The organism is Serratia sp. CY83965 (assembly GCF_052166375.1).
GTDB lineage: Bacteria > Pseudomonadota > Gammaproteobacteria > Enterobacterales > Enterobacteriaceae > Serratia > Serratia marcescens.
The window spans coordinates 37665-53720 of the sequence record NZ_JBJNOV010000007.1; the positions used below are offsets into that span (position 1 = coordinate 37665).

At 61.1% G+C, this 16056-nt stretch carries 11 protein-coding genes; 8 read left to right on the forward strand and 3 right to left on the reverse strand.

Annotation, left to right across the window (positions count from 1 at the left end):
* The first annotated feature begins 19 nt into the window (after positions 1–19).
* The 6 genes from pqqA to pqqF are packed head-to-tail and all read left to right on the forward strand — an operon-like array spanning position 20 to position 5557.
* Positions 20–97 (forward strand): pyrroloquinoline quinone precursor peptide PqqA, encoded by a 78-nt coding sequence (gene pqqA / locus ACJ8PL_RS14995; RefSeq protein ID WP_004937827.1) that lies wholly within the window; start codon positions 20–22, stop codon positions 95–97.
* 58 nt (positions 98–155) lie between these two features.
* A complete protein-coding gene (pqqB, locus tag ACJ8PL_RS15000; RefSeq protein ID WP_442531255.1) occupies positions 156–1067 on the forward strand; it encodes a pyrroloquinoline quinone biosynthesis protein PqqB in 912 nt (303 codons plus the stop codon).
* Between the two features lie 9 nt (positions 1068–1076).
* Complete coding sequence (gene pqqC / locus ACJ8PL_RS15005) at positions 1077–1832, forward strand: pyrroloquinoline-quinone synthase PqqC (RefSeq protein ID WP_015376769.1); 756 nt, start codon at positions 1077–1079, stop codon at positions 1830–1832.
* Positions 1832–2110, forward strand: coding sequence for a pyrroloquinoline quinone biosynthesis peptide chaperone PqqD (gene pqqD / locus ACJ8PL_RS15010; protein ID WP_442531256.1), 279 nt, complete (start codon positions 1832–1834; stop codon positions 2108–2110). The genes pqqC and pqqD overlap by 1 nt, the downstream gene beginning before the upstream one ends.
* Positions 2103–3239, forward strand: coding sequence for a pyrroloquinoline quinone biosynthesis protein PqqE (gene pqqE, locus ACJ8PL_RS15015; RefSeq protein WP_033640350.1), 1137 nt, complete (start codon positions 2103–2105; stop codon positions 3237–3239). Before pqqD ends, pqqE begins: the two co-directional genes overlap by 8 nt.
* Positions 3240–3241: 2 nt before the next feature.
* A complete protein-coding gene (pqqF, locus tag ACJ8PL_RS15020) occupies positions 3242–5557 on the forward strand; it encodes a pyrroloquinoline quinone biosynthesis protein PqqF (protein ID WP_442531257.1) in 2316 nt (771 codons plus the stop codon).
* A 139-nt stretch (positions 5558–5696) separates the two neighbouring features.
* Here the strand turns inward: pqqF and ACJ8PL_RS15025 are convergent, their stop codons facing one another.
* Positions 5697–8732, reverse strand: a complete 3036-nt coding sequence (locus ACJ8PL_RS15025) for an autotransporter domain-containing protein (RefSeq protein WP_442531258.1) — start codon at positions 8730–8732, stop codon at positions 5697–5699.
* A 907-nt stretch (positions 8733–9639) separates the two neighbouring features.
* Between ACJ8PL_RS15025 and ACJ8PL_RS15030 the strand changes: the two genes are divergently transcribed.
* On the forward strand, positions 9640–11733 hold the full coding sequence (locus ACJ8PL_RS15030) for a putative bifunctional diguanylate cyclase/phosphodiesterase (protein ID WP_033640356.1): 2094 nt from the start codon (positions 9640–9642) through the stop codon (positions 11731–11733).
* Here ACJ8PL_RS15030 and ACJ8PL_RS15035 read toward each other — a convergent pair.
* Positions 11730–12926: an MFS transporter gene (locus ACJ8PL_RS15035; RefSeq protein ID WP_016927754.1), complete on the reverse strand. Its 1197-nt coding sequence runs from the start codon at positions 12924–12926 to the stop codon at positions 11730–11732. The two genes, ACJ8PL_RS15030 and ACJ8PL_RS15035, sit on opposite strands and share 4 nt — an antisense overlap.
* A gap of 149 nt (positions 12927–13075) precedes the next feature.
* On the opposite strand from ACJ8PL_RS15035, the gene ACJ8PL_RS15040 reads away from it, so the two are divergent.
* Positions 13076–13993, forward strand: a complete 918-nt coding sequence (locus tag ACJ8PL_RS15040) for an ABC transporter substrate-binding protein (protein WP_016927755.1) — start codon at positions 13076–13078, stop codon at positions 13991–13993.
* A gap of 55 nt (positions 13994–14048) precedes the next feature.
* Here the strand turns inward: ACJ8PL_RS15040 and ACJ8PL_RS15045 are convergent, their stop codons facing one another.
* Entirely contained in the window at positions 14049–15824 is a 1776-nt protein-coding gene (locus tag ACJ8PL_RS15045) for a sigma-54-dependent Fis family transcriptional regulator (protein WP_416170190.1), read from the reverse strand.
* Positions 15825–16056 lie beyond the last annotated feature (232 nt).

The window sequence follows — 16056 nt, forward strand, 5'->3', positions numbered from 1 at the left end:
CATGTAAAGGAGCACCGCTATGACTACCTGGACTAAACCTGAGTTTGTTGACCTGCGTCTGGGGCTGGAAGTGACGCTGTACATTTCCAACCGTTAATCGCCTGTCTGCCCGCCTTTCGCGCGGGCATTTCTTTCCCTCTTTTTCTGGTTCAGACATGCAGATAAAAGTTCTCGGCTCGGCGGCGGGCGGCGGCTTTCCCCAGTGGAATTGCAACTGCGACAATTGCCGGGGCGTTCGCGACCACAGCATCAACGCCACGCGCCGCACCCAGTCTTCCATCGCCATCAGCGACGACGGTAAAAACTGGGTGCTGTGCAACGTTTCCCCGGATATTTGCCATCAGCTGCTGGCCTCGCCCGAATTGAATAATCCCGACGTGCTGCGCGGCACCGGTATCGGCGCGATCGTGCTGACCGACAGCCAGATCGATCACAGCGCGGGCTTGCTCAATTTGCGTGAGGGCTGCCCACACCACGTCTGGTGCACCCCTGAAGTGCATGACGATCTCAGCATCGGCTTCCCGGTGTTTCCCATGCTCTCCCATTGGAACGGCGGGTTGATTCACCACCCGGTGACGCCCGGCGAACCGTTCCGCACGGCGGTCTGCCCAAACGTGCGCTTCACCGCCATTCCGCTGCTCAGCAACGCGCCGCCCTATTCGCCGTACCGCGATCGCCCGTTGCCGGGCCACAACGTGGCGCTGTTTATCGAAGATACCGCTCGCGGGATCGGGCTGCTGTATGCACCGGGCCTGGGTGAGCCGGACGAGGCGCTGATGCCGTGGCTGCGCCGCGCGGACTGCCTGTTGATCGACGGCACGCTGTGGCACGACAACGAGCTGGCCAACGCCGGCGTGGGACGCAATACCGGCAAAGACATGGGGCACCTGGCGCTGGCGGAAGAGCACGGGCTGGCGGCCCTGCTCAGCACCTTGCCCGCCAAACGCAAGATCCTGATCCACATCAACAATACCAACCCGATCCTCAATGAAGACTCCGCGGAACGGCAGAGCCTGACCGCCGCCGGCATCGAAGTGAGCTGGGACGGCATGAATATCGAACTGTAGGGAATCGCCATGACGCAACCACGTCCCCTGACGCCGCAGGCATTTGAAGCGGCGCTGCGCGCCAAAGGCGCTTATTACCACATCCACCACCCGTATCACATCGCGATGCACAACGGCGAAGCGACGCGTGAGCAGATCCAGGGCTGGGTGGCCAACCGGTTCTACTACCAGACCAGCATTCCGATCAAGGATGCGGCGATCATGGCCAACTGCCCGCAGCCTGACACCCGTCGCAAGTGGGTGCAGCGCATTCTGGATCACGACGGCTACGGCGGCAGCGAAGGCGGCATCGAGGCCTGGCTGCGCCTCGGCGAGGCCGTCGGGCTGCAGCGCGACGCCCTGCTATCCGAGCAGTTGGTGCTGCCGGGCGTGCGCTTCGCGGTGGACGCCTACGTCAACTTCGCGCGCCGCGCCTGCTGGCAGGAAGCAGCCTGCAGCTCGCTGACCGAACTGTTCGCGCCGCAGATCCACCAGTCGCGTCTCGACAGCTGGCCGCAACACTACCCGTGGATCGACGCCGCCGGCTACGACTATTTCCGCAGCCGCCTCGGCCAGGCTAACCGCGACGTGGAACACGGCCTGGCGCTGGCGCTGGACTATTGCGACACTGTTGAAAAGCAGCAGCGCATGCTGGAGATCCTGCAGTTCAAGCTGGACATTCTGTGGAGCATGCTGGACGCCATGAGCATGGCCTACACCCTGAACCGCCCGCCTTACCACAGCGTGACCGCCGCGCGGGTATGGCACAACCAGAGGCTGGTGTAATGACGCTGAACCCTGAACACACTCCCGTCTTCCGCCGCGGTTACCGCCTGCAATGGGAGCAGGTGCAAAACAGCCATGTGATCCTCTACCCGGAAGGCATGGCCAAGCTGAACGACAGCGCCGCCGCCATTTTGCAACTGGTCGACGGCCACACTACGCTGAACGGCATCATCGCCCAGTTGAACGCCCGCTTCCCCGGCGCCGAAGGGTTGGCGGACGACGTGCTGGAATTTTTCCAGCGCGCCTACGAAAAAAAATGGGTGACCTTCCGTGACTGAACCACGTGCGCCGGCGGTGAATCCGCCGCTCTGGCTGCTGGCGGAGCTGACCTACCGTTGCCCGCTGCAGTGTCCGTACTGCTCCAACCCGCTCGATTTTGCCGCGCAGGAAAAAGAGCTGACTACCGCGCAGTGGATAGAGGTGTTCCGCCAGGCGCGGGCGATGGGCAGCGTGCAGCTCGGCTTCTCCGGCGGCGAGCCGCTGGTGCGTAAAGACCTGCCCGAGCTGATCGCCGCCGCCCGCGATCTCGGGTTTTACACCAACCTGATCACCTCCGGCATCGGCCTGACCGAGAAAAAGCTGCAGACCTTCGCCGACGCCGGGCTGGATCATATTCAGATCAGTTTTCAGGCCAGCGACGAAACGCTGAACGCCGCGCTGGCGGGCTCCGCCAAGGCATTTCAGCAGAAGCTGGCGATGGCCAAGGCGGTCAAGGCGCTCGGCTATCCGATGGTGCTCAACTTCGTGTTGCATCGCCATAATATCGGCCAGATCGACCGCATCATCGAACTGGCGATCCAGCTGGATGCCGACGACGTCGAGCTGGCGACCTGCCAGTTCTACGGCTGGGCGCACCTGAACCGTGAAGGCCTGCTGCCGACCCGCGAACAGATCGCCGAGGCAGAAGCCGTGGTGAAACGCTACCGCGAACGCATGGCCGCCGACGGCAAACTGGCTAACCTGCTGTTCGTCACGCCGGATTACTACGAGGAGCGGCCTAAAGGCTGCATGGGCGGTTGGGGCGCCATCTTCATGAGCGTGACGCCGGAAGGCATGGCGTTACCCTGCCACAGCGCCCGTCAGTTACCGATTAAGTTTCCGTCGGTGCTGGAGCACGATCTGCAGCATATCTGGTACCACTCCTTCGGCTTTAACCGCTATCGCGGCTATGACTGGATGCCGGAGCCCTGCCGTTCCTGTTCGGAGAAAGAGCAAGACTACGGCGGCTGCCGCTGCCAGGCGTTCATGCTGACCGGCAACGCCGACAACGCCGATCCGGTGTGCGGCAAATCGCCGCATCACGGCACCATCCTGGCGGCGCGGGAAGCGGCGAACCGTTCGCAGATCGGTATCGATCAGCTGCGATTTCGCAATCAGACCAACTCCCGTCTGATCTTCAAGGGTTGACGATGGCATCCACCGCCGCTTCGTGGCAGCTCGATAACGGTTTGGCCGTCAAAGCGATAAGCGACCCTGCCGCCGACGCCGCCGCCGCGCTGGTGCGCATCGAAGCGGGCAGCTTTCAGGCGCCTGCCGCCTGGCCCGGCCTGGCGCATCTGCTGGAGCATATGCTGTTTCGCGGCAGCGCGAACTTCAGCGCGCAAGATGGGCTGATGGGCTGGACGCAGGCGGCCGGTGGCCGTTTAAACGCCACCACCCAGGCCACGCAAACCGCGTTTTTCTTTGAGGTGGGCACCGCCCATCTGGCGGATGGGTTGGCGCGGCTGAGCGATATGCTCGCCGCTCCGCAGCTGGCGACTGAGGCGATCGCCCAGGAGATCGAGGTCATCGACGCCGAATACCGCCTGCTGCGCGCCGATGTTGAAACCCGCTGCGAAGCGGCGCAGCGGCAGATGTTCAGCGGATTTGACGCGCTGCATCGCTTTCATATCGGCAGCCGCGCCGCTTTCGGCAGCGATATTTCCGCGTTGCAGCAGGCGTTGCGGCAGTTTCACCACCATTATTACCGCGCACCGAACATGACGCTGTGGCTGCAAGGCCCGCAATCGCTTGAGCAACTGCATGCGCTGGCACAGCGCTACGGTGGCGGCTTGCCGTCGGGCAGCGCCGCGCCGCCCGAGACATTGCCGCCGCTGGCCGCCGGGCAAGATTACACGCTGTCTCTTCCCGGCGCGCCGCAGCTGCGGCTGGTGTTTGCCCTGCCGCACTGCCGTTCACGCGGCTGGCTGCGACGGCTTGAGCGTTTATTGCTGGACGACGCCCCTGGCGGGCTGTTGGCACGGCTGCGCGCGCACGCGTGGGGCGACGCCGTTCGGCTGGATTATGCCCGCTGCGGCGAAAACAGCGCCCTGTTGAGTTTTATTTTCACCGTCAATCACGGCTCGGCGTCTGAGGCCGCCCATATCGAAAGCGCCTTGCTGGCATGGCTGCAGGCGTTGAACGCGCTGACACCAGGCCAGCTCGAGCATTTCGGGCAACTGGCGAACCGCGATTTTCACCGTCTGACGCCGCTCGATCAGCTGCGGGCCAGAGCGTTTGGGCTGCCGCCGACGGAACAGCATGACGACTGGACGCAGCAACTCGCTATGCTGATGGCGGCGCCGCGCCGCCGCTTGGCCGTGCAGCCCGAGGGGGGCGGTGAAACGCGCGAAATCCAAGGGCTGCCGCTGACCCTGCGCCCCTTCGCCGGCGCCGCGCTGGCGCCTACAGCGGAACCTTTCCGCTTTTTCTCAGCCTCGGCGGCGCTGCCGATCCCGCCCTTGCCGGCCGGCCAGGCGCCGCTGCGGCATCTGCGTTCCGGCGAGGCGCAGCCGGTGCTGTTGCTGCGCCCAGCGTCGCATGGCGCGCTCAGCGAAGAACAGGCCTGTGGCTTGCAGGCGGCGCTGCGCCCTGGCGCGGCGGAGCTGGCGCATCGGGAGGGACATTTAAGCGTCGAACGCCACCAGGGCGTGTGGCTGCTGCAGCTGGCGGGCAGCCACGGGCTGATCTGCCACGGCCTGAACGTCGTGAACCGGGCTCTGGCGGCGCAGCCGCCGGCCGTCATCAACGAGGCGGCGAGAAACCTGCGCCACGCGCAGTTAAAACAACGAAACGATATCGCCATTCGCCGCCTGTTGGCCCAATTGCCGGCGGCGCTGAACGTCTCTACGACAACGGCGCCACACTGGCATGCCACCCTGGTCGGCGGCGATGGCGAGTTAAAACGGCGGCTGTCACATTTGCTGTATGACTTCCCCTACGCCATAACGGCTGAGCCGCAAACGCCGCCGCGTTTACATCCCCCTGTCACGCTGACGGAAAGCGGCGCCGAACACGCCTTGCTGCAGTTTTACCCGCTGCAAAACGATGAAGCCGAAGGCCGCTGGGCGCTGCGCGTGCTGGCCCGGCTTTACGCGCCGCGCTATTTTCAGCGGCTGCGCGTGGAACGCAACGTGGGCTACGTGGTGCAATGTGCCTTCCACCGCTGCACCCATGCCGAAGGCCTGCTGTTCGCGCTGCAATCCCCGACGTTCACCGCTGAACAGCTGCGGCAGTTAAACGACGAATTCTTGCTGCAGATGCATCATGAGCTGACGCACGTTAGCGTTGGTGAGCTGGAGCAAACGCAACAGGCGCTGCAACAAAACTTGCAAGGCCTCAGCGCCGAGCCGTTGCAACGCGCGCGGGAGATTGCGTTGGAAAATCGCGCGGCCATTGCCGCCGCTGCGCCGATCACGCTGACGCAATTGCGCTATTGGCAGCTGCGTTTGTTTTCCTCTGATTGATTAACCCGGCGGTGAACACCGGCCGGGGGAATAGGTCGCGGAGAAAGTATCGCTCATGCCGCAGAAGGCCGGCTGGCCGCGAAAAAAAAGCCCCCATCGTCACGATGAGGGCTGAATAAAGCGAAGCATGCAACCGCGATCAGAAGCGCCAGGTCAGACCGGCGTTGACGCTGTTGTCCTGGTGGTTGGACGACAGCTGCCCGCCGTAGCCAAGGGACAGGACGGCGTTTTTGTTAATCGATACATCGACGCCCGCTTTCAGAATCGCGCCATCGCGAGAAACAGGCACGCTGTTCACGTCGAACGCCGCATCAGTGCGTTTGAACATCAGCTGCGTTTTACGCTCCAGCTTGCCGTACTGATGCTGCCAACCCAGCTCGCCGCGCAGCGCGATCGCCACGCTGTCGGTTTGCCACTCGGTGTCGGCGCGCAGACCCAACGTCGAGGCGGTGGCGGACTGACTTTGTTTGTCGCCGCGCAGCGCCGCTGCCCCGCCTTGCTCGTTGATCTCCTCGTTACGGTAATGGGTATACGCCAGGTTGGCGAACGGCTCAAGGTTGACCGCATCGCTCGTCCAATCGTAGCCGCTTTCGATGAACAGCTGACCGGTGCGCGCGTTATACTTGGCCTTCTCGCGATCCGACTGCGCGCCGTAGTTCACCGAGCGCGAGGTGTCGATGCGATGCCAGGTATAGGTGCCGCCCGCTCGCAGCGCCAACGCGCCGAAGCGTTTGTCGCCGTACAGCCCCAGATGGTAGTTGTCGCTGTGAGCATCTGACTGATAACCGCCATCCAGCGAAGTGCGGGTATACCCGGTCATCATGCCAAGCCGGCCGTCGCCAAACAGTTCGCTGTCCAGACCTAACAGCACGCCATAGGTGGAGGTCTGGTAACCGGTGGCGTTGTCGTTGCCGGAAGCATGCCCCCAGCTACCCAGCAGTTTCGCCCAGGCGCCGTTGTCATCCGCTTTAATGTCGGTAGCGGTGCGGCGGCCTTCCGCCTGGCGCAAGCGCTCGGTGGCGGTATCGCGCAGGTAACGGCTTTCGTTGATCTGGGCGGAAGCCATATCCGCGTGGATCTGGCCGGACAGTTGACGGGTCGCCTGTTGCAATTCTCTGGCCGAGGTGAAGCCGAGGAAGCTTTCATAGACCGGATGGCCCGCCACGATGCTCACCTCTTCGTTCACGACTTGCGCCTCGCCCCCATCGCTTTGCAGCAGGTTGGCCTCTTCGGCCGCCGGGATCGCCACGCTACGTTTGGCCGTTTCCGTGACCGGTTCCGTCGCGTTGAGCGTCTCCACCGCACGAGCTACCGCTTTCTCGTTCTCAGTGCTGGCCAGGCTGTCAAAGCTGGCGTCGGTGCGCGTGATGCCAAGGCCGACGTCATTGCCCTGATAATCCAGCGCGACTTTAACAAACGGATACGATGGGTTGGCGTTTTCGAATCTACCGGTAACGCCGTCCGTCGTGGTCAGGATGGTGTACTTGTTGCCCAGCAGACTCTGCGCCTCATTCTGCGACAGCAGGTTTTGGCTGCGTTCCAGGCTGACATTCACACTGCCGCCGTTGAGGAAAGCGCGCCGCGCGGCGATCTTATCGCTGCGGCCATTGTCCGCCACTTCCACGTTATACTGCGAACCGCGATCAAAAATGGCATCGTGCAACACATGCAGCGTGCCGATGCCGTTGCCCGGCGCGACGCTGCCGCTCCGAGCCGCTCTGAAGGCGCCTACGGTGCCCTCGCCGGACAATGTGCCGCTATTTTCGATATAGACGTTGGATGCCACCGAACCGTCGATCGCCAACACGCCCTGTTTCACCCAGGTATCACCGCGATAGGTGTTATTACCCAACAGCGCCAGCGTACCGGCGCCCGTTTTGGTCAAGCCGCCGTGCCCGCTGATGTCGTTACTCCACGAATCGAAATCGCATTCGCTCGACGTGCAGCGCCGCTCAACCGGCGTGCCGGGTTCGACGATATTTCCCAGGCCGGGGATATTCACCACAAACTGTTTCTCACTGTAGGAACCCGGCACATAATATTCCTGCGGGATATCCTCTTTGGTAATAAACATTTTCGGGCCGTTGATCGCATCGCGTAAATTGACGCGCCCCCAGCCGAATAAATTATCAATGCCGGCAACGCCTAAATCGGTGGCGGTGGTTTTAATGACTGCAGATATTTGATCGGCGCTCATATATGGGAAGCGCTGCATCAATACGGCGGCGACGCCGGTCACATGCGGCGCCGCCATTGAGGTGCCGGATTTGTTGCCGTAACCAGGATTAAGCGACAGCTCGCCCTTATTATAAGCTTCGCGATTCACGGCGCCGCCGGTATTGGACTCCAGCCGGCCGACGGTGCTGTAAATATCAGAACCCGGCGCGGAAACACAATAGCTGGCCGTTTGCCCGCAGCTGGTCGAGGAAACGCTTAACTGATTTTCGTCACTCAGGTTGGTCACAATCAGGTAATTATTCAGTACGTCCGGGAAAGCGTAAGGCAGTGACTTTTGCGCTTCCGGAATATTGTAATTGTTGTAATTGCCCGCCGAGAAGACGATCAGCTTGCCGTGCCTGGCCGCCCGCAGCAGCGTCGACATGGCGCTGTGCCCGCCGGTGGGCACCGGTTGTTCGCTGCCCCATTCCACGCTGGATTTGCTGCGCATCATCTCGGCGATCACGTCGCTTTTTACGAATGCCACGTAGTCCGGCCTGCCGTTCGGCAACCAGATGATATCGCCTTTGGCGTCTCGCCGTATATCCGGCGCGATCCCCCAGCTGTTATTGATGACGCGAGCCGCGCTCTGAATCAGCTCTTCACGGCCGTTGCGATTACCGTAATCATTCAATTTGGTGCCGATAATATCCGCGTCGAAAGCAACGCCGTGCATGCCTGCGCCATTTCTTTTAGCCGCAGCGATACCGGCTACGTGCGTGCCGTGATCGCCGAAAGACATATTATCTTGTTTATCATACGAGAAATTATAACTGCCGTTATCCAGGCGCGTCAGTTTACCGGAGAATTCAGAATGGGAAAGAATAGCGTTATCGATAACGCCGATGGTTATACCTTTTCCGGTATAGCCTCTGGCATAGGCGAATTCGGCGGAAATAGCTTCAAGCCCCCATTGGCGATTAAACTCAGCGGTTTTCCAACTGTCAGGCGCGCCCAATCGACCGGGATCCTGATAAGCGGCAAGAGAAGAATGAATGGATAAGCCATAACAACCCAGAAAAACGCAATACGCTAACTTCAATCTTTTATTAAGTATCATTTTACGCTCCATGTTTATTTATACCCAGAAGAAAACTTACGTTTTAACCGCGCTGAAACCTCCTATGATCGTGAAACGACGGATAACACATGCGGACCCGGCGCGGGCCGCACGAACAGACATGCTGAGAGATGCAAATGGGCGCGGACAGACAAAGGGATGCCATCGCGCCGGGCGCCTATGGCGCAGGCGTCTGGAGAGGAGGCGAATGTACGTTTGCCGGCGCCGTTGCGCCGGAATGACCCGACCATCGGAACCGGGCGTAAGGATCAGGCTGTGGGTACATTTTGCCTCATCATCCAGTTTTGCTAATGATTTTCATTCGCGAGGCTATCTTATACGTAAGCAAAGTGTCAACAGATGAAACAAAACATTTCTTGATTTGTATCATGACTTTTCTCTAAGCGCCGAGCGACGGTGCTGCGATAACCGCTGAAGAGTGCATGAAATGACGGCTATTGCCGCCATAAGTGAGATTTTTATCAGTGAATACGCATAGCGGCGACAGTGCAGACGATGGAAGAGCATGAAAACACCTGAATATTTCATCAAATAGAAACATCAGATTGATTAATTTTTATGGCAATAGCCCACCGTGGTCGGAGCACTTATTTTTCGATGCAATATAAGAGGGGCTTATAAATAACAGGAGTATTCCTAATGCGTTCTTGTGTAATCTATTTCATGCTACCAGGCCGGTTTTTAGCCGCGTCCGCTGGCTATTCCTAATTTCATTGGCAAGACTATATTGAAAGAGGCTCTGCTATAGAGCACGAATATGGGTAATTTTCCGAGGAAATACCGCATGACCCTGTTGCCCAAGCAGAGCAATAACAAAAATCCGATTGATCTCTATAGCGAAATCGTAGACGACTTGCCGGGTCTGATTTGCTTCGGCAACCGCCTTGGCGGTTACTTCAATAAGCAGTGGCGCGACTATACCGGCGCCATCGCCGGTGAGCACGGCGCCGCAGACTGGCTCGATGCCCTGCACACCGACGATCGCGATCGCCTGGCCGCGCAATGGCGCCAGGCGATCGTTGCCCTCTCCTCGTTCGCCGGCGAAGCTCGTCTGCGCGAGCGCAGCGGCGCCTACCGGTGGTTCATGCTGGCGTTTAACGCCCGTCAGGACGGCATGGCGCAGGAGCCCAGCTGGTATCTCACCGCCACCGACATCCATCCGCAAATGCTGCAACGCCAGCAAAACGTTCAGGCGCTCTCTATCCAGCAAGACATGCTGGACGCCAGCGTCGACTGCATCAAAGTCATCAATCACGATGGCACGCTGCGCCACATGAATCGCTCCGGCAGCCTGGCGCTCGGTCTTGATCCGGCGCAAAAAGAGTTTGGCATGCCCTGGCTGGGGCTCCTGTCCCCCGAGATCCGTCGCCGCGGCAGCAAGGCGCTGCGCAGCGTCAGAGCCGGAAAAAATGCGCGCTTCGCGGGATTGAGCGTGACGCCGCAGGGTAAAAAACAGCACTGGGACAACATTCTCACACCGGTCAGCGACGAACACGGCGCCGTGGCCGAGATTTTGTGCGTCTCGCGCGACGTGACGTCGCAACGCGTGATGGAACAGCGTCTGTTGCTCGCCAGCGAATATGACGAATTGACCGGCCTGCCCAACCGACGCTTATTCAAGAAAAAGCTGAAGCAAGAGATGAAGCGCGCCCTGCACGGCAAAAAGTCGCTTGGGCTGATGCTGCTGGATCTTGACCACTTCAAGCTGGTGAACGACACGCTGGGTCACGCGGCGGGCGACCATCTGCTGCGGGTCTTGGGTAAAAGGCTCAGCGCCTGCATGAATGCGCATTCGTTCGTCTCCCGCCTCGGCGGCGACGAGTTCGCCGTGGTGATCAGCGACGTCGAAAACGAGCAGGATATTTTCCGCATCGCCAACAAGTTTCTGCTGCAGTTGGAGACACCGATCACCCACGGCGGCAAGACGCTGCATTGCGGCATGAGCATCGGCGGCGCCATCTATCCCAAAGACGCTCGCGACGCTTCGGAGCTGATGAAATGCGCCGATACCGCGCTGTATGAACTGAAAGACGGCGGCCGCGGCGGCGTCTACATGTTCGATCGCAAGATGATGGACAAAGCCCGCGCCCGCGCCAGCCAGCTCAACTACGCACGCCAGATCGTGCGCGACAACTGCATCCGCCCCAGCTACCAACCGAAGGTCTGCCTGATCGACGGCAGCATCGTCGGCTTTGAAGCGCTGCTGCGCTGGCACTGCCCGCAAAACGGCGTACAGCTGCCGGCGACGGTAAGCGAGGCGTTCAACGACTACGAATTGGCAACCAAGATCAGCGAAGCCATGCAGCTGAAAGTCTTCGCCGATATCGCCCGCTGGCGCGCGGCCGGCGTGGCGGTGCGGCCTATCTCGCTGAATGTGTCGCCGATCGAGTTTTTACGCGACAACTACGCCGAAACCTTCCTGCAACGCCTGCTGAAGTTCCGCATTCCCCATCACCTGATCGAACTGGAAGTGACCGAACACGCGTTCAACAAGCACGGTTCGAAATACGTACTGCGCGCGCTGCAAATGCTCAAAGAGATGGGTATCCGCATCGCGCTGGACGACTTCGGCACCGGCCACTCCTCGTTCAGCCATATCATGGACTACCCGCTGGACTGCATTAAGCTGGACTGCGACTTTATTCAACGCATGAACACCGAACCGGCGATCCTGGCGATCGTGGAAAGCATCGGCATTCTCGGTCAAAAGCTGTCGATCGATATCATCGCCGAAGGCGTGGAAACCGAGCAGCAGCGCCAAACGCTGTGCGAAGCCGGTTTCCATATCGGCCAGGGTTTTCTGTTCAGCCGGGCGGTCGAGTCCCAGCAGGTGCCCGAGCTGCTGCAGGCGATGCCGCAATCTGTCGAGGGCCGCTAAGCGCCCTGCCGTTCACCGAACGGCGCCAGTTTCATGCCGACCAGCGTCACCACGCAAATGACCGCCCCGGCGTAAAAGGTGGACGCGGAACCGAACAGCTCCCACAGGGTTCCGGCCCCGAGACTCGCCAGCAGCAATGCCACGCCGCTGATCAGATTGAACATGCCGAACGCGGTGCCGCGCAGATGCGCCGGCGCGGTGTGCGCCACCATCGCCGCCAACAGCCCCTGCGTCATGCCCATGTGCACGCCCCACAGCGCCACGCCAAACAGCACGCCCGCCCAATGATCGCTCAGCGCCAATACCAGATCGGCGGCGATCAGCACCAGCAGCCCGGCTTTCAGCAATCCTTCATGACTCATGCGGTCGGACAATTTGCCGAACGGATAGGCCGAACAGGCGTAGACCAGATTCATGGCGACCATCACCAGCGGGATCAACGCCAGCGGCGTGCCGCCCTGCTGCGCCTTCAAGACCAGGAACGCTTCACTGAAACGCGCCAGCGTGAAGATCGCGCCGATGCTCACCACCCACCAATAGCTGCGCCCCAACAGCCGCAGGTTGGCGCGGGTAATCGGGTTGGTGCGCTTGTGGGTTATCGCGGCGGCCGGCTCTTTCAGGCCGAAAAACAGCAGCGCAATCGCCAGCGCCGCCGGGATCGCCGCCACCCAGAAGATGGCGCGAAAATCGTTGTGCCACAGCAGCATCAGGCCGACGGCCAGCAGCGGTCCTAAAAAGGCGCCGACGGTATCCAGCGACTGGCGCAGCCCGAAAGCCGCGCCGCGAATTTCCGGCGGCGTCACGTCGGCCACCAGGGCATCGCGCGGCGCCCCGCGAATGCCTTTGCCCACGCGATCCAGCAGGCGCGCGCTCATCACCATGCCAGACGACGACGCGATGGCGAAAAACGGTTTGCTGATGGCGCCCAGCCCGTAACCCAGCAGCGCCAACCCTTTGCGTTTGCCGAGATAATCGCTGAGCACGCCGGAGAACACCTTGACGATCAACGCCGTCGCCTCCGCCAGCCCTTCGATCAACCCGATGACGATCACGCTGGCACCGAGCGTCGTCGCCATAAACAGCGGCAACAGGCTATGGATCATCTCCGAGGAAACGTCCATCAGCAGGCTCACGCCACCCAATACCCACACGCCGCGCGGTATGCGGCCCAACGTAGCGAAACGCGACGACATGGTTCATCCTCGATCGATTCAGCGCCGCCAGAGGCGCCTCATGATTTTTCCAAGATTGGTTAGTTGATTTTGTTCGTTCACAGATCTGCCGCCTTTAGAGATAGTGCAACGACCGTGTGACACCCATAATAATGAAGGTAATTAACATAATGATATATAGCAAAAAGATGATAGTGATTGCGGCGCTGCTGAGTTTTTCCGCCGCCGCCGCACCAGGCGTGGATCTCGTCGCCAACGAAACGCCGATCCACACGGTGAAAAACGCCGAAGCCGTGGCCAAAATCCCCGCCGGCTTCCGGTTCGTGGAACCCGGCACGCTGACGGTCGCCATTTCTCTGCTGGGCAGCGGCCCGCCGTTCGGCCTGTACGCCCGCGACAATAAAACGGTGATTGGCAGCGAGGCGGACATCGCGCGCCTGGTGGCCGACGGTTTGGGGTTGAAACTCAAGCTGGTGCCCACCTCGTGGGAAGACTGGCCGCTGGGGGTGGCCTCCGGCAAATATGACGCCGCGGTTTACAACATCACCGTGACCAACGAACGCAAGACCAAATTCGATTTCGCCACCTATCGGCAGGATACGCTGGGTTTCTACGTCAAATCCGACAGTAAAATCACCCAGATCAAAACCGCGCCGGATATCGCCGGTAAAAAGATCATCGTCGATTCCGGCACCAATCAGGAAGCGGTGCTGCTGGCCTGGGACAAAGAGAACCGCGCCAAGGGATTAGCGCCGCTGCAACCGGTGTATGTCACCGACAAGGCCGCCTCCACGCTGGCCATTCAGTCCGGCCGCGCCGACGCCACCTTCGGGCCCAACGTTTCCGGCGCCTATCAGGCGCGGCTGACCGGCAAAACCCGGCTGGTGGGCATCGTGCCCGGCGGCTGGCCGAAGACCGCCAACATCGCCGTCACGCTGAAAAAAGGCAACGGCCTGGTGGACGCGGTGCAGGCTTCGCTCAACAGCGCCATCGCCAACGGCAGCTATCTGCAGGTGCTGGATCGCTGGGCGGAGAGCGACGAGAAGATTGCCCATTCCGAGATTAACCCGCCGGGGCTGGGGGACTAGAGCATGAACCGGCCCCGCATCGAGGGGCCGGTTATTGATGAGCAATCATGCCGCCTCATTCCGCCGCCGTTTTCTGCCTTCCCAGCTTGCGGTACAGCGTGCTGCGCGAAACGCCGAGCGCCTTCGCCGCCCGGCTGAGATTGCCGCCCGCCCTGTCGATCGCCGCCTGCAGCGCCCCCTGATCGGTATCGGCGTTCTCTTGCCGCGGCGCCAGCACCGCGATGGACTGAGGAAGATCGTCCAGGGTAAGCACCGCATGATCGTCCGCCAGCGCCAGCATCACCTTAAGCGTGCTCAACAGTTGCCGCACGTTGCCGGGCCACGGATAGCGCGCCAGCATCGCCAGCGCCTCCGGCAACAGACGAATGTCGCGCCGCTCGCCGCCCAGCTCTCGCCATAGCTGCAAAATGAAAGCCTCCAGCTGCGCCCGCTCTCTGAGCGGCGGGATGCGCAGGCTGTATTCCTGTATGCGGTACAGCAAATCCTCGCGAAACGCCCCCGCCTCTACCTGCCGATGCAGATCGTGGTGCGTGGCGCAGACCAGCGCGAATTCGACCGGATAAGCGCTGCGGCTGCCGAGGGGCGTGACCGTTTTTTCCTGTAACACCCGCAGCAGGCGCGTTTGCAGGCCCGCCGGCATGTCGCCGATTTCATCGAGAAACAGCACGCCGCCGTCCGCCTCGCGGATCTTGCCGATGTAGCCTTTCGGATTGGCGCCGGTAAACGCCCCCGGCGCATAACCAAACAGTTCGGATTCGATCAGCGGCTCAGGCAGCGCCGCGCAGTTGATCGCCACAAAGTTGCCGTTGCGCCAGCGGCTCTCTTGAAACAGGCGGCGGCTGAAATGCTCTTTACCGCAGCCGGTTTCGCCGGTCACGCACAGCGAAAGGCCGGCGTTGAGAATACGCAGCGCTTTCTGATGCTGCTCGTCGTGCCGTTCCGCCGGCGGCGCAGAACGCAGAGCGCTGACGCGGCGCTGCGGCGCCTCAAGCAACGAATAATAGTGCTGTTGATTGCCGGCCAGCGTCTGGCGCGGTGCGCCGGAAGGCTGTCGCAACAGGTCGGGAAACAGTTGGGCGAACTCAACGGAGCCAAATGAGGCCGACGAAAGCCGGAACTCCATCATCGCCAGCCGATTGGCGGCGATCAGCACTTCGTCGTGAAACACCAGCAGCAGCTCTTGCGCGCTGCCCAGGCAGCGGGCATCGGCGTGCAGGCGCAGCGTCCAGTGGCGATCGGCGATCGCGCTTCTGACCCAGCGGTGTTCGATATGCCGCACCGCCTGCATGATCAGGCGCTGTGCATCGCGGTACGGGCGCTGCGCGGGGGCGGAGAGATCCAGTATGCCGGCAATGCGGCCATCCGGACGATAGATCGGCGCGGCGGTGCAGTTCAATCCGGCATTTTGGTTGAGAAAATGCTGGCCGCCGCGCACTTCGCAGAATGCGCCCAGCGCCAGCGCGGTGCCGATGGCGTTGGTGCCCCGCTCCGCTTCTCCCCACTGGTTGCCCGGCGCCAGCGCAAAGCGCGACGCCTTATGCAGAAAGTCGGTATTGCCGCGGGTTTCCAGCACCAGCCCGCCGGCGTCGGCGATCACCACAATGGCGGGCTGGCGCGTAATTTGCGCACCCAGCTGCTCGATCAACGGCTGTACCCGCTGCGGCACCCAATCGTTGCGGCTGCGCAGCTCTTCAAGCAATCCGGCTTTGATAAACGGGATATGTTGATCGGTGCGCGTCAAACCATAACCCTGGCTGCGTTGCCAGGATTCCGCCAACGGCTGGGTCAGCACGCTGGCGCCCTCTGCGGGCAAGCGGTCGTCAGACAACATGCGTTTCTCCCCCCCGTTCGCGAGTGTTGCAAATGTGTATCATAAATGTGTACCAGGCGTTGCGACACGGGACACAAAAAATCATCGGCGGCCGCGGCACCGCTCGATTTCCTTACCCCTGTCAATGCCTAACTTTTTAATAAATAGCCATTTTTTTACTAATGCTACGTCCATCGCTAATCTGGCACGGGGCGTGCTTCTCTGTGCTGCGGCGACAGGCCGCACTCACAGG